12 protein-coding genes are annotated in these 13818 nt (G+C 59.5%); 9 read left to right on the top strand and 3 right to left on the bottom strand.

The features are described from left to right. Nucleotides 1-834: 834 nt before the first annotated feature. Complete coding sequence (locus HV675_RS02715; protein WP_175109202.1) at nt 835-1428, top strand: hypothetical protein; 594 nt, start codon at nt 835-837, stop codon at nt 1426-1428. A gap of 67 nt (nt 1429-1495) precedes the next feature. On the opposite strand, the gene HV675_RS02710 is transcribed toward HV675_RS02715, so the two are convergent. After that, nucleotides 1496-2425, bottom strand: a complete 930-nt coding sequence (locus HV675_RS02710) for an SMP-30/gluconolactonase/LRE family protein (protein WP_175109201.1) — start codon at nt 2423-2425, stop codon at nt 1496-1498. A 213-nt stretch (nt 2426-2638) separates the two neighbouring features. Between HV675_RS02710 and HV675_RS32345 the strand changes: the two genes are divergently transcribed. Beyond that, complete coding sequence (locus HV675_RS32345; RefSeq protein WP_246270070.1) at nt 2639-3106, top strand: BON domain-containing protein; 468 nt, start codon at nt 2639-2641, stop codon at nt 3104-3106. A 28-nt stretch (nt 3107-3134) separates the two neighbouring features. Here HV675_RS32345 and HV675_RS02700 read toward each other — a convergent pair whose 3' ends face one another. Next, nucleotides 3135-3872 carry a GntR family transcriptional regulator gene (locus tag HV675_RS02700; protein ID WP_175109200.1) on the bottom strand — a complete coding sequence of 246 codons (738 nt, stop codon included), beginning with the start codon at nt 3870-3872 and terminating at the stop codon, nt 3135-3137. Nucleotides 3873-4165: 293 nt separating this feature from the next. Here HV675_RS02700 and HV675_RS02695 point away from each other — a divergent pair, with 293 nt between their 5' ends. The 7 genes from HV675_RS02695 to HV675_RS02665 all read left to right on the top strand — a co-directional run bounded on the left by HV675_RS02695 (nt 4166) and on the right by HV675_RS02665 (nt 12809). Then, nucleotides 4166-4597, top strand: a complete 432-nt coding sequence (locus HV675_RS02695) for a VOC family protein (protein WP_175109199.1) — start codon at nt 4166-4168, stop codon at nt 4595-4597. Between the two features lie 195 nt (nt 4598-4792). Further along, entirely contained in the window at nt 4793-6112 is a 1320-nt protein-coding gene (locus tag HV675_RS02690) for an MFS transporter (protein WP_175109198.1), read from the top strand. Then, nucleotides 6109-7572, top strand: a complete 1464-nt coding sequence (locus HV675_RS02685; protein WP_246270069.1) for an MmgE/PrpD family protein — start codon at nt 6109-6111, stop codon at nt 7570-7572. Before HV675_RS02690 ends, HV675_RS02685 begins: the two co-directional genes overlap by 4 nt. 520 nt (nt 7573-8092) lie before the next feature. Next, nucleotides 8093-9820, top strand: coding sequence for a methyl-accepting chemotaxis protein (locus HV675_RS02680; protein WP_175109197.1), 1728 nt, complete (start codon nt 8093-8095; stop codon nt 9818-9820). 476 nt (nt 9821-10296) lie between these two features. Continuing rightward, a complete protein-coding gene (locus HV675_RS02675) occupies nt 10297-11319 on the top strand; it encodes a 2-keto-3-deoxygluconate permease (protein WP_175109196.1) in 1023 nt (340 codons plus the stop codon). Between the two features lie 22 nt (nt 11320-11341). After that, on the top strand, nt 11342-11764 hold the full coding sequence (locus tag HV675_RS02670; protein ID WP_175109195.1) for a GlcG/HbpS family heme-binding protein: 423 nt from the start codon (nt 11342-11344) through the stop codon (nt 11762-11764). Between the two features lie 58 nt (nt 11765-11822). Beyond that, the gene (locus HV675_RS02665; RefSeq protein WP_175109194.1) at nt 11823-12809 is read left to right on the top strand and encodes a 2-hydroxyacid dehydrogenase; all 987 of its coding nucleotides are present in this window, start codon (nt 11823-11825) and stop codon (nt 12807-12809) included. A gap of 96 nt (nt 12810-12905) precedes the next feature. On the opposite strand, the gene HV675_RS02660 is transcribed toward HV675_RS02665, so the two are convergent. After that, on the bottom strand, nt 12906-13427 hold the full coding sequence (locus HV675_RS02660) for a DUF3455 domain-containing protein (protein WP_175109193.1): 522 nt from the start codon (nt 13425-13427) through the stop codon (nt 12906-12908). Between the last annotated feature and the right edge of the window lie 391 nt (nt 13428-13818).

Genomic DNA, 13818 nt, shown 5'->3' with positions numbered 1-13818 from the left:
GCGACGAGCGCCCGGTACGCGTCCATGCCGGATATCGACGCCGCCTTCATCGTTTCGGCGGACGGCGGGAACACGCGGCGTTCCTGAAGAACGGATTCAATCGCTGACATCTTCGCTCCTTAACAGTGCAAAGGCACCCCATCTGGTGGGGATACGATTTTGCAATTCTCTGCTCCCTGAACTTTTCTTTTAATTAGGGTAACTGAAATTGACTTAAATATCGAAATCCGAAAATCCGAAAAAGCTACATTCAATCGCCCAGCTTCACCAGTAATGAACAACAAAAACACTCGTTTATTCCGGCTGCGGTTTGGAATTTGTTGCGTTCTACATTGGTGTAAGGGGAGACCGATCTTGTAAAGATCATGTCGGATGCAGCCATCGAGACGATGGCCAACAGAAACGACCAGCCCGAGGTTCCACTCCGATTGCGGCATGCACTATCGCTGGGCCCGGATGGCTCTAACGGATGCGCGACGTCACGTAACGATGCTCGCCTATGACGCGATCTGTGAAGCCTTCTTCGGGTAGCTAAACGCGGCGTTGTTCTATTCCCAGGACTGGCGGGCTACCGATGTCGAGCAATTCACTCTTTCTGGACGCAGACCGGGAATTTCGTCAACCGCATCAGATCATTCAAATTCTGGTTTCTTTTCTGATCGGCGCCCGCACTTCAACTTGGGAGTGACTGTGGAACCCCTCCAGCAAAATCGCCCGTCAACCTCCGCACCGCGTACACCCCGGAAAATTCTTCCGACGTCGTGATCAGGCGTGTATCTATCCGGTGCGGTGGTTTGCTCCCCTGAAGTCTTATTCGTGGAACCCGGCCCAGACGTGCTTGTCGCACTGATGTTTGCGCCCCGCGCGGCGTTTTTTGCACGCGTGAAGTGGCGCCAGACACCGGCCCTTTATCCACCGCGTATTGAAGACGCGCTCATCCCCTCGGGAGTATGCATGCGATGCCTGACAATTCCCTTTGCTTTTCTTTTAACCACACTAACAGCATGCGGCGCGTTAAGAACTCACGAAGCTCGCGATCCGCAAGGTGAGTTGGTCGGCTCGAACATTCTCGATCTGGTGCAGTCGGTAGGCATTCCCGACAAGACAATGAAACTCGTCGATACCGGTGGTCCCAATGACCGGATGGAAGTGCAATGGAACTTTTCGAACGCCGATGCCGCGCTCGACATGAATGCGCTCGTGCTCGACGTAAAGATCGGAGGCGCCGGCAAATGCAGCATGACGGCGACCGTCGAACGTTGGGGCGGTAAGGTGCTGGCCGTAAACTTCCCACAAGCGCATAGCGACAGCGTGGGTTCTGACTACGGTGCGTGCGAGCCGCTCGTCGAAGAAGCCCTTACGCACAATCCGCACACGCCGGACGATCCAAAGTGGGATGCGTTTTCGCTGGTCGGCGCCGCCAAGTAGATCGCGAAGCGCGTCAAGTTATTATCGCTCGCGCTTCGTTTCTCGCTCTTGCGCATCGGACTGGCGCTTAGCCGCCTTCGACGCCTTGCGTGTCGACACGCAGCGCGTACAACCCGTGAACGGTTGCCATAAACAGCCGGTCGCGACGCTGGCCGCCAAAGCAGACATTGGCACATCGTTCCGGCAAGTCGATGTGCCCGAGCGGTTGGCCACGCGGCGAAAATATTCGCACACCGTCGAGCGAGGCAGCGCCGCCCCAGCCACACCACAGATTGCCATGGATATCGATGCGCAAGCCGTCCGGCCGCCCTTCCCCGGCATCGATGAGCACGCGGTTCTTCGCCAGTGCACGGCCGTCCTGTACGACGTCGAAAGCGCGGATCTTGCGCGGCTCAGCACGTGATTCGACGATGTATAGCAATGCCTCGTCTGGTGAAAACGCAAGTCCGTTTGGACCCAGGACCTCGTCGGTAACGAGTGACACTTTTCCCGATTGAGCATCAATGCGATACACGCTTTGAGGTAACTCCGGTTCTCGTGGCGCGCGTCCGTTGAAAGCGTTGATGGCGAAGCTCGGGTCGGTGAACCAGATTGAGCCATCCGATCTGACGATCACATCGTTCGGGGAATTCAGGCGCTTGCCCTGATAGGCGTCGGCCAGCACGGTAACCGTGCCGTCGCGCTCGGTGCGTGTGACACGGCCGGCCTGGTGTTCGCAAGTGATGAGCCGCCCTTCGCGGTCACGCGTGTTGCCGTTTGCGTGGCTCGACGCGTGACGGAATGTCGTGACGGCGCCAGTGGTCTCATCCCAGCGCAGTATGCGATTGTTCGGGATGTCGCTCCACAACAAGTAGCGTTCGTCCTCGAACCAAACGGGCCCCTCGGACCATTGAGTGCCATGATAAAGGCATTCGACCGACGCGCCTTGCAGGCGTAGCGCGTCAAAGCGCGGATCGAAAGTATGTACGGTGCAGTCGGGAGACGTAGCTGATGGCATGCTTCCAGTACCTTTCGCGTTCGATTAAGGCTTTAGCGCACGCTTCGCCCATGACCGAAATTGCCGGTCGGTTTCATGTCAGGCCCTTTGGAAAGGGAAGCGCGGCTCGGCCAAGAACGTTTGCCCCACATCCTTTATTCCCTTCCATCCCTAAGATGCTCAATTGCTTTGAGCATGTATGAAAGTCGTTAGGGCTTCGCATCAATCATCACTGTGATCGCTATCTACAAGATACAAGACAATATTTCTCATGAAACTAACAACACGCGCATCGGTTCTGATACGCCGGCAACACTATTTTTGTACCTGATCGAGGAGTTCGAATTGCATTACGCGAAATTCGTCGCTGTGTCACTGGCCGCCGGCTCATTCCTTTTCGGATACGACGCAGCGGCACAGCAAACCAGTGTTCAAACATCTGACCAGACGCAAAGCCAGCGGCTGCAAAAGAAGGAAATGGGCAAAACCAATTGGGCCCTGCAAAGCGCGGTGCGCAAACAGATCCTCAAACAAAGTGTCGACCTGTCGAATATTTTCGTGCGCGCCTGCGCAGGTTTCGTCACGCTAACGGGCAGCGTGCCGGATGCGAGCCAGATTAGCGCGGCAGGCAATGCCGCGCAAAGCGTACCCGGCGTCAACAGCGTAGCGAACTGGCTGACGCTCCGATATCCGGGCCGTTGAGTTCGAGCGTCTGAGACACGCGATAGACCTAGTCCTGCAAGCCCCGCACGTTGCGATACGAGACCTCGCTCGAGACGACGCGCACCCGGAACTCGACCGGCTTGTCCTTGAACGTATAGGCAGTGCGCTCGATGCGCAACACGGGCGCACCGACTTCAAGGTTCAACGCATCCGCAATGCTCTCGTCGGCGATCGCGCCGCGCAGATCTTCTACCACACGCACAACCGAGATGCCGAAATGGTCCTGATAAAAGCCATAGATCGACCCACGCCTTGCGACGAAAGTCTGCGCATCGAGATTCGGAAAGACATCGAGCGGAAACCATAAATGATCGAGCATCAGCGGCACATCGTCGCGCAGCCGAAGATTTTCGACGCTCGCGAGCCGCGTGCCGCGCTCGACCTTCAGAAGCGCGGCCAGCTCGGCTGTCGCACGTTCCTTGCCGAAGCGCAGCAAGCGCGCCGACACCGTCACCGCGTCGCCGTTTTCGTCGACGAAATTGAAGTAGTGGTCGAACTGGTGGTTCTCGCCGAAACGCGCAACGATCGTTCCCCGCCCCGCGCGCCGGATCAACAGCCGCTCCGCGACCAGTTCCTCGACTGCGCGCCGGATCGTGCCGATGCCAACCCCAAAGGTTTCTGCCAGTTGCGGCTCGGTCGGAATCTTGTCGCCCGCCGCCCACGTGCCCGTGCGCAACCGCTCGAGTATCCCCGCCCGAACGATTTCATAGAGTGGCTGTTCGCCCGAGTTGCGAATGGCTGGCATCGGTTGAAAGTGAAAGTGACCTGACGGCCGGAATGATAAATGTGCTCCGCGCCGAAGACGTATCGACATGCCCGGCGGCGAGTGAGGCACGCTTGCCCGCGAATTTGCGCAAGGATACAGGAACGTGCCCTTTGACGATGCGGTCGATATTCGCACCTGGTGTTTTCCCGATGATTCATCACATTCAATCGAATCATTCGAATGATTCGATTGACGAGAATCGCGGTGCATCCTAGACTGCCTCACATCGCGCGCTTCCCTCTCATGCGCGCCATTTACGAGGAGCTGATCCGATGCCAAATTTCATCAAACACATCGCTTTCAAGGTCGAAAACGTCGATAAGGAACGGGCGTTCTACGAGAACGTATTCGGTTATAAGCACGTCAACACGGTGCTGCGCAAAGGCAAGAACGGCGACCACGTTTCGTACCATCTGACCGACGGCTATATGGACCTGACGCTGATCCATTACGAATCGTCGAACTCGGATGAAGCGGACTTCGCGGGTCCCGCACCGTGCATCCATCATATCGGCATGGAAGTGGAAGACCTCGACGCGTTCATCGCGCAGATCAAGGCGAATGGCGGCGAAATCCTGACCGCTCCCGGTCACCTGCCGGTCAAGTTCCGCTCGCCGAACGGCCCGGTGGCCGAAGTCGTGCCGATGAAGCGCTGGGAAAAAGAAACGCTCGCCGCGGGCGTGCACGGCGCCGTGCTGGAATAAGTCCGACGCGCCGGCCGGCATAAGATCGATACGACACGGCCGGCGCACCCCGCTAGAAAAAGCAGGGGCAGCACCCCCAGAGTTGCAGCAACCCATGTCGCGCCGCAGCCCCCTTCCGATGGCAGAAGGCCGCGAGCGACGGCACAGGCAGTCGCAACCGCGCCGCCTCCAACGGCGCGCGCATGGAGAGAGACAATGGCATCCACTCGGCCGCGTAGACGGTTTTCCGCCACGACCGGCGTCCTGATCGTGCTGTGCATCATGTCGTATCTGATGTACGTGGACCGCACGAACGTTTCCACCGCTGCGCTCGCGATCCGCCGCGATCTGCAGCTCAACAATTCGCAACTCGGCCTCGTGTTCGCCGCATTCGCGATGACCTACGCGCTCGCGATGATTCCCGGCGGCGTGATCGCCGACAAGCTTGGCGCACGCAAGATGCTGACGATCTGCGGCTTGCTGTGGGGATTCGGCACGCTGCTGACCGGTCTTGCCAGCGGCTTCGCGATGGTGATCGTCGCGCGCTTCATCGTCGGGCTCGGCGAAAGCCCGATCGTTCCCACTTCCGCGCGCGCGCTGACCGCATGGATGAAACCCGAACAACGCGGCTTTGCGCAAGGCATCACACACGCATGCGCGCGCCTTGGCAACGCATCGACGCCCATCGTGGTCGCCGCGTTGATCGGCGCGTTCTCATGGCATATCGCATTCGTGGTTCTGGGTATCGCGAGCCTCGCGTGGGTCGCATTGTGGATCTGGTACTACCGCGACAACCCGGCCGACCATCCGGGCATCACGCCCGAAGACATCGCGCGTCTTCCCGTCAAGGCGAGCAAAGCACGCGTACCGATGCGCTGGGGTCCGCTGCTGCGAACCCTGTGGCCGGCCACGCTCGTGAGCTTCTGTCATGGCTGGGTGCTGTGGTTCTTCCTGAACTGGATGCCGTCGTTCTTCGCGCAAAGCTACCACCTGAATATCAAACACTCGGCGCTGTTCAGCTCAGGCATTTTTCTGAGCGGCGTGGTCGGTACGACGCTGGGCGGCTCGCTCAGCGATCTGCTGCTCAAGCGCACCGGCAATATCCGCCGCGCACGCCAGACCATGATCACCATCGGCTTTCTCGCACCGATTGTGTTCTTCATTCCGATGTTCCTGCACCCGTCGCCGAGTGGCGCGGCGCTGTCGCTGGCCGCCGCCCTCTTCTTCTCCGAAATGGTCACGGCGCCGCTGTGGGCCGTCGCGATGGATCTCGCGCCGAATCATGCGGCCACCTCGAGCAGCATCATGAATACGGGCTTGGGCATTGCGGCGTCGGTCTCGCCGCCGATCGTCGGCTGGCTCGTCGACGCCACACATTCCTGGCAACCGGTATTCGCACTAACCATCTGCTGTCTCGTGCTCGGCCCGATCGCCGCGAACTGGATACGACCGGACCGGCCATACCTGGGAGAACCCCGCGACGATCGGCGAGATTCACCGACCGGGTCGTTCGCAGCACACAGGAGCGCATCGTGATTTCAGAAAGCACCACCACTTCAGGCACTGCAACGCAGCCAGCATCGGGCGCAGCGGCGGCGGCAGTTCCAGCGCACCAGGTGACAGCAGAGGCCGCGAGCTTCGTCGCCGGCATCGCATATCCGGACCTGCCATCGGAATTGGTGGAACTCGGCAAGATGCACATACTCGACGCACTGGGTCTCGCCATTGCCGGGCAGCGTGCGGAAACCGGGCCCATCGTCCGGCAGTATCTGGGCGAACTGGGCGTTCTGAACGGAGCATCGACCGTGCTCGGCACGACCCTCACAGCGCCGCCGCGCTTCGCCGCCTTTGCCAACGGTGTCGCCATTCATGCGGACGATTTCGACGACACGCAGCTGGCGGTAGCCAAGGATCGTGTCTACGGACTGCTAACGCATCCCACGGTAACCAGTGTGCCCTCGGCACTCGCCATGGCTGAAGCGCATGGCAGCTCCGGACGCGATTTCATGCTCGCATATCACGTCGGGCTGGAAGTCGAGACCAAGATTTGCGAAGCCATTGCGCCACGCTCGTACGAGAGCGGCTTTCACTCCACCGGCTTTTGCGGCGTGTTCGGTTCGGCGGCATCAGCCGGCAAGCTGCGCGGCCTCGATACGGGCAGGCTTTGCAATCTGTTCGGAATCGCCGGGGCTCAGGCTTCCGGCCTTCGCGAGAATTTCGGCACCATGACCAAGCCTTTCCAGGCTGGCCATGCAGCTGAAGCGGGCATGACCGCCGCAGACCTGGCCGCATTGGGATGGACTGCCGCGCAGAATATTCTGGAAGCGAAACGCGGCTTCTTTACCGCATACGGCGGCGGCTGGGATCCCGACGCGGTCGCGGGTAAGTTCGGGAAGCCGTGGTCGCTGCTGACGCCAGGTGTGTCGATCAAGCCGTATCCCACCGGATCGCTCACGCATCCGGCAATGGACGCGATGCTCGATCTGATCGAGGCGAATCACATCCAGGCGGAGGATGTGGCCCAGGTTCGCGTCGGCACGAACAAGCAGATGCTCAATACGCTGATTCATCGCCAACCCAGAACCGGACTGCAGGGCAAGTTCAGCATGGAGTACTGCATGGCCGTGCTTCTGGTCAGGGGCCGTGCGGGACTCGGCGAGTTCGAGGACGATGTCGTGAACCGCCCGGAACTGCAAGAGATGCTCAGGCGTGTGGATTTCTATAACAATCCGCAGGCGGACGCGGCCGGCGCAGACAAAATGCGTTCGTATGTCGAAGTGCGGCTCAAGGATGGACGCGTCTTCTCGGCGCAGAACGATTTTGCTAAAGGAAGCCCGCAAAAGCCGATGTCCTTCGACGACACCGTGCAAAAGTTCCGCGGCTGCACTGACTTTGCGGGTGTCGCCAGAAGCAAGGCTGACCGCATCATTTCCATTGTGCAGGACCTGGAGACGGTCGACAGGATGAGCTCGGTTTTCAAAGGGCTGTTCGACTGAGTCACGAGCAATTGCAATTGCGGTGCGCAGTGGCGGGCATCCGCCTGGCTTCGATGGCAACGTCGAAGCCCGCACCGCGTCGACGGCCACTTCGGCCCACCTCGACAGCCCGACATTTCCCCTTCAAAACAGCCTTGCTTCCGGGCTCGCCTCGCGATTGTGCTAACCAATTAGCATAACTCGTAATTTTCTTTTATGAAATTCGACTAAAGTTCATCCGGGTTTGAACCGATATACGTTAAAACACATTCAAGCCGTCAAATCCACTAATACGTCTTTCCATTCCATTTAATGGAATATAGGAATGTTGATTAAGGACCGGGATGGTTCAGGCGTCCTGTAGCATCCGGCGCCCAGGACCGGGATTGGGCTTCCCGCCTCAAGCTGCCCGCCGCGTCATGGTGAACGGCCAAATTTGGTTTCGAGACGGCAACGCGTTTGCCATTGGAGATTGAATCATGCATTCAGGCAACCTGAAAACCTGCACTACACGGCTTTGCGTCTTCGTCGGAGTCAAGGCATGCTGAAGAACCTGTCGATTCGCGCCAGTCTCAACATGATGATCGGCCTGTTTGGATTGATGCTGCTGCTAGGAGCCGCAGTCGGGCTCCTGTCGATGCGTGACGGCAATGAATCGTTGCGCCAGATGTATACCGTCGATACGCCCGCGGTCGCTGACCTCGAAGGCGATACCGTGAAATTGCTGAACGCGCGGCTCGCACTGGCGACTTATGCATCGCTGGCTGAATTGAAGGATCAGGACGGCCAGAACGCCGTACTGGGACGCTTCAATGGGTACGTGCAGGCATCCAACGACTACCTGACCCACTATTTGAGTCATGCCGGCAGCAGCGACGCGGAACAGGATCTCATCAAAGACATGCAGGCCAAGCGCACTGCATTTCTGAACGAAGGACTGGAACCGGCTCTTGCGGCGATCAAATCCGGCGACAAGCAAGCCTTCGCGGAATTGCAGGGGCACGTCATGCCGAAGCGGTTCAACGTGTATTCGTCGGCCATGATGGCGCTGATCAATGCGCAGCTCGATCGAGGCGCGCATCGCTACCAGGTGGCCCAAGACCGCTTCCATACGGTCAGCATTGCGGTGGCCGCCGGTCTCGCCGGCGCGATGTTGCTCGCCTTCGGCGCCCGCATGATGCTGATACGTTCGATTGTCGATCCCGTCAACGCCGCAATCGGTTCCTTCAATCGCATTTCCGAGGGTGACCTCACCGGCCGCATCGTTGCCGCGGGCGCCAACGAAATGGGCAAGCTCAGTGCTGCGTTGCAGAAGATGCAGGATTCGCTGCGGACAGCCATTACCTCCGTGCGTGGCGGCACGGAGTCGATCAACACCGGCGTCAACGAAATTGCCGCGGGCAACGCCGATCTGTCGCAGCGCACCGAAGAGCAGGCGGCAACGCTCGAGGAAACGGCCGCGAGCATCGAAGAGTTGACCTCGACCGTCAAGCAAACCGCGGAGAACGCGAAGCAGGCCAGCCAGCTCGCACAGAGCGCATCCGTGCTGGCCGAGCAAGGAGGCGAGTTGACGCAGCAGGTGGTCGGCACGATGCAGAACATCGTCGACGATTCGCACAAAATCGCCGAGATCGTCGGGGTGATCGAAGGCATCGCCTTCCAGACCAATATTCTGGCGTTGAACGCGGCGGTGGAAGCCGCGCGCGCGGGCGAGCAGGGACGCGGCTTCGCGGTGGTGGCGAGCGAGGTGCGCGCGCTCGCGCAGCGCAGCGCCGGCGCTGCGAAAGAGATCAAAGGATTGATCTCCGAATCGACCTCGCGTGTGCAATCGGGTTCGGATCTGGTCGAACGCTCCGGCACGACGATCACCGAGATTGTCGATTCGATCGCGCGCGTGAGCGCGATCATGAGCGAAATCGCCGCGGCTTCGGCCGAGCAGAGCATCGGCATCGATCAGGTCAACCTTGCGGTCTCGCAGATGGACGACGTGACGCAGCAGAATGCGGCGCTCGTCGAAGAAGCGTCCGCGGCCGCGCAGTCGATGTCCGGACAGGCACGCACGCTCAGCGACGCAGTGGCGGTATTCAAGGTCGCTGAGACACGGTCCTCGACGGCGCCGGCGGCTGCTCCGCGAAGCGAGCCACGCCGGCCGGCAGCGGCAGTTCGCCGCTCTCCTCGCGCAACGAAATCAGCGACGCTGCCGCTGACCACCGCAGGCAGGGACTCCGCGAGCGAGGAAAATACGGCCGCGAACTGGCAGACATTCTAAAGATCGGACCTGGCAACACTGCCGGCTTCAGACAAGGTGAGGTCCGCGCTCGTCAGTTTTATTGGCTTTCCCAGACGGACCTCACCAACGTATCGCTGACGCCCCCATGCAACGACGTTCGCGCCAGTGACGAGCTGGCGCTTGCGCGCACCTCGGCGGCATCGCACAGCCGGCCGTTTCGACAGTCGCGAATCGCGCGAACTGCATGCGTTTCGCATACGCCCCCCCACCCGTGAGTGCGTTCGCACAATCCCGCTTGTTAGACCTCGGGCGTGGCCAGCAAACGAAAGCACTGAATGCAAAATGCAATGGTTTTGCGATACGGTTGTCAGATCAGATAGCACCCCCAAACGATATGGGGTTTACGCGGGATTGCGGCAATGAGTCTTCAGTTTATGCTTAGGAAATTGAATTCAAAATGCAACGGCTGGCCATCATGTAGGTAATGACAACGCGTTACCAAGGAGACGGTAAGCATGCGTATTTACCAGTTCATCAACAAGGTGCCGGGCGGACTGATGGTAGTCCCGCTGTTTATCGGCATGCTCATCAATACATTCGCCCCGAACGCACTCAAAATCGGCGGCTTCACGCAAGCGCTGACCAACCAGGGATATCCCACTGTCCTTGCGATGTATCTGTTCACCGTCGGCACCAAGATGACGCTGCGAGCCGCGCCCAACATGCTCAAACGCGGCTTCGGCATCCTGCTGTCGAAGGTGGGTATCGCAATCCTGATTTCGCTCGCGATCGCTCACTGGTTTCATGGCAATTTCGTCGGACTCAGCACCCTCGCCGTGCTGGCTGCGATGAACGATACCAATGGGGGCATGTTCCTCGCGCTCACCAGCACCTTTGGCAACAAGGAAGATTCGGGCACCTATGTCGCGCAGAGCATCGAGACGGGCCCGTTTGTGACAATGATCGTCCTGGTCGGAGCCGGCCTTGCAAATATTCCTTGGCTGACCATGTTTTCGGTCATTGCGCCGATTTTTGCGGGCGCAATACTGGGCAATCTCGACAGCGAGCTACGCGATTTCTTTAGCAAGCATGAGCCGCTGATCGTGCCGTTCATGGCCTTCACGCTGGGTCAGGGGATCAACCTGAAAGCGGTATTCGTGGCGGGTGCGCCAGGCATATTGCTTGGCGTGGCGGTGCTCGTGCTGACAGGAATTGTCTGTATCCTCGCCGATCGGTTGCTGGGCGGCTCCGGCGTGGCGGGCGCAGCGGCGTCGAGCACCGCGGGCAATGCAACCGGCACGCCGCAAGCAATCGCACTCGCCGATCACTCATATGCGGCAATCGCGCCGGCGGCAACCGTTCAGGTGGCGGCATCGGTGATCGTGACAGCCGTGCTTACCCCGATCCTGACGGCCTGGGTATTCCGCAGACAGCAGAAGAAGCAGATGCAATTGAACGCACAGGTCGATCTTGCGCGGCGTGAGCCGCAGGATGAAGGCGAAAACTATCCACCGCCTGTCGGCGCAAGCAACAGGTGAACAGTAAACGGAAGGGGGAAACTTGAATCTCCAGTTCGTGCAGGCGCTGCTTGCACATGCAGTTGAAAAGGCACAGAAGGAATTCGGCAGGCCGGTGTGTGTGTCGGTATGCGATGGCCATGGTTTTCTGGCCGGCTTTCTCCGGATGGATGCTGCTCCCGTCCGCAGCATCCAGATATCTCATCAAAAGGCCTACACATGTACCCGCATGGGTGTGTCGACCGACGCATTTCTCAAGCGGCTGCGTCACGAAGACATTCCTATCGGCTATTTTTGCGATTCGTTGCTGACGGCTCTGCCGGGTGGCGCAGTGCTGACTGATGCGCACGGTCAAGCGGTCGGGGGAGTCGGCATTAGCGGGCTTGCGCCGGCAGAGGACCAGGCGCTGGCCGACGCACTCGCCCGCTTCGGCGCGCAGCATGAATTGTCACGCGATGCATCATGAGGCGAGGGTGTCACACCTTTAGTCTTTCAGTTGCTTTAACTCCGCAGGAAAGCAAAACATGACCCGATCGAATGTCTACGTCACCCGCATGATTCCGCAGCAGACCATCGACGATCTGCGGCAGTTTCATGACGTGGAAGTCAACCCGCATGACCGTGCGCTCACCCGTGATGAACTGCTGAAGGCGGTGCGAGGCCGCGACGCCGTCATCACGCTGCTGACCGATTCAATCGACGCTGAAGTGCTGGACGCTGCGGGCCGAGGCTGCAAGATCTTCGCGAACTATGCGGTCGGGTTCAATAATTTCGACCTCCAGGCCGCGACCGAGCGAGGCGTGATCATGACCAATACGCCCGGCGTGCTCGACGATGCGACCGCCACGCATGCATGGGCGTTGTTGCTTGCAACCGCACGGCGCATATCCGAGTCCGAACGTTACGTGCGCGAAGGCAAGTGGCATGGATGGGCGCCGATGGCTTTCATCGGGCAGGATGTCGACAACAAGACGCTGGGTGTTGCCGGCCTCGGTCGGATCGGTTCGAAGTTCGCACGCAAGGCAGCGGCCTTCGACATGAAGGTGATCTACACCGACGCCCAGCGCAATCCCGAACTCGAGCAGCGGCTTGGCGCAACCTTCGTCGACAAGGAAACGCTATTGCGCGAATCGGATTATCTGTCCTTGCATTTGCCGCTTCTCCCGGAAACGCACCACTACATCGGCGCGGCGGAGCTGGCGAAGATGAAACGGACGGCGATTCTGATCAATGCGGCACGCGGCCCGCTGGTCGACGAAAAAGCATTGGTCGCCGCGCTGCGTGACAAGGTCATTTGGGGTGCCGGCCTCGACGTATTCGAGCGCGAACCCGAACTCGAACCTGGTTTGAGCAGCCTCGACAATGCGCTTGTCGTGCCGCACATCGCTTCGGCAACGATCGAAACGCGTCTTGCGATGGGCAAGATCGCGGTGGACAACGTCATCAGTGTGCTGAAAGGCGAAAAACCTCAGACATGCATCAACCCTGAGGTGCTGCGTTCGATGGCTTAACGCCGGCTCAGGCGTCAAGCATTCCCCGAAGATTTGCCAGGCGCCGCGCCGCTTCCTCACAGCCGTTCCACATCGGCTTGGTGGCGATCTGGCGCGCTATTTCAGGAACACATACCTGGCAAAGTAAGGAGACCGGCCCATTTCGTGCTCGCTTGCGCAGGGCGCGGTCGGGGCGTTGCCGCCCACGGTTTCCAGGCGTTGCACGTAGCGGACTTCAGATAATGTGCCGCTGCCTGCGGTGCTTTTTGCGTCCAGCAGGAGTTGCGGGATGCTATTGGGCGTATCGCTCGGAGCCTGCGCACGCACCTGGCCAACGATCGTACTGCCATCCTGCGCCTGCCACGTCGGGCCTGCTGAGTGATGCACTGCTTCCTGACCATGGGCCTCGTAGAGCGTCGCCAACGGGCTTTTGAAGGCCCACATCAGTTGGTGCGATGCGTCGAATTCGCACGCGTAGACCTGAACGCCGGTTGCGGTCGTGGATAAAACAACCTGCGCGTCGGGCGGCGCCGCGACTTGCGCGGGCGTGGCGGCGAAAGTGCGGAGCGCGATTAAAGCGGCCAGGCTGGCGAGGACTGCGATTGCGGGCTTCGTCCTGTTTCTGGTCTTGGACGACATGGGGGTCTCCTTTAGATAACGGCGACTTGTGAGCGACAGACTCATGTTGTCGATTCGTGCCGTTGTTTGTCGGAGTATTCTTTAGACGGCATGTTAACGCAACCTTCGAAAGCGCAAACTATATTACGGAGTACAACGGGCTTGGACTGCGAAAAGATGTCCGCGATCGTTGTCGAACCGGTCTGACGAAGGTCAGCGCACTAGCCGGCATGTCGCAATCGGTCGCATCGATACCGGCCGCTTGCGCGTGATTCATCGGCACCGCTCACGTGTACCACGACGATGACGGCCATGCCCGCGCACCAGCAAAATAGAGGCAGCTCCATTCGCTTAAACGGCCTCCCCTTAATTTAAGGTGGACGAAGAACATCTTCAGCGTCCTCCCCCGTCT

Source organism: Paraburkholderia solisilvae (assembly GCF_902859875.1).
Classification (GTDB): Bacteria; Pseudomonadota; Gammaproteobacteria; order Burkholderiales; family Burkholderiaceae; genus Paraburkholderia; species Paraburkholderia solisilvae.
Note: the sequence above shows the minus strand (reverse complement) of the source record. Positions and strands in the feature narration are given on the sequence as shown.

Coding starts and splice junctions, on each gene's coding strand:
- HV675_RS02690 (WP_175109198.1), top strand. CDS start 4,793: ATGGCATCCACTCGGCCGCGTAGACGGTTTTCCGCCACGACCGGCGTC.
- HV675_RS02665 (WP_175109194.1), top strand. CDS start 11,823: ATGACCCGATCGAATGTCTACGTCACCCGCATGATTCCGCAGCAGACC.
- HV675_RS02710 (WP_175109201.1), bottom strand. CDS start 2,425: ATGCCATCAGCTACGTCTCCCGACTGCACCGTACATACTTTCGATCCG.
- HV675_RS02660 (WP_175109193.1), bottom strand. CDS start 13,427: ATGTCGTCCAAGACCAGAAACAGGACGAAGCCCGCAATCGCAGTCCTC.
- HV675_RS02675 (WP_175109196.1), top strand. CDS start 10,297: ATGCGTATTTACCAGTTCATCAACAAGGTGCCGGGCGGACTGATGGTA.
- HV675_RS02695 (WP_175109199.1), top strand. CDS start 4,166: ATGCCAAATTTCATCAAACACATCGCTTTCAAGGTCGAAAACGTCGAT.
- HV675_RS02680 (WP_175109197.1), top strand. CDS start 8,093: ATGCTGAAGAACCTGTCGATTCGCGCCAGTCTCAACATGATGATCGGC.
- HV675_RS02700 (WP_175109200.1), bottom strand. CDS start 3,872: ATGCCAGCCATTCGCAACTCGGGCGAACAGCCACTCTATGAAATCGTT.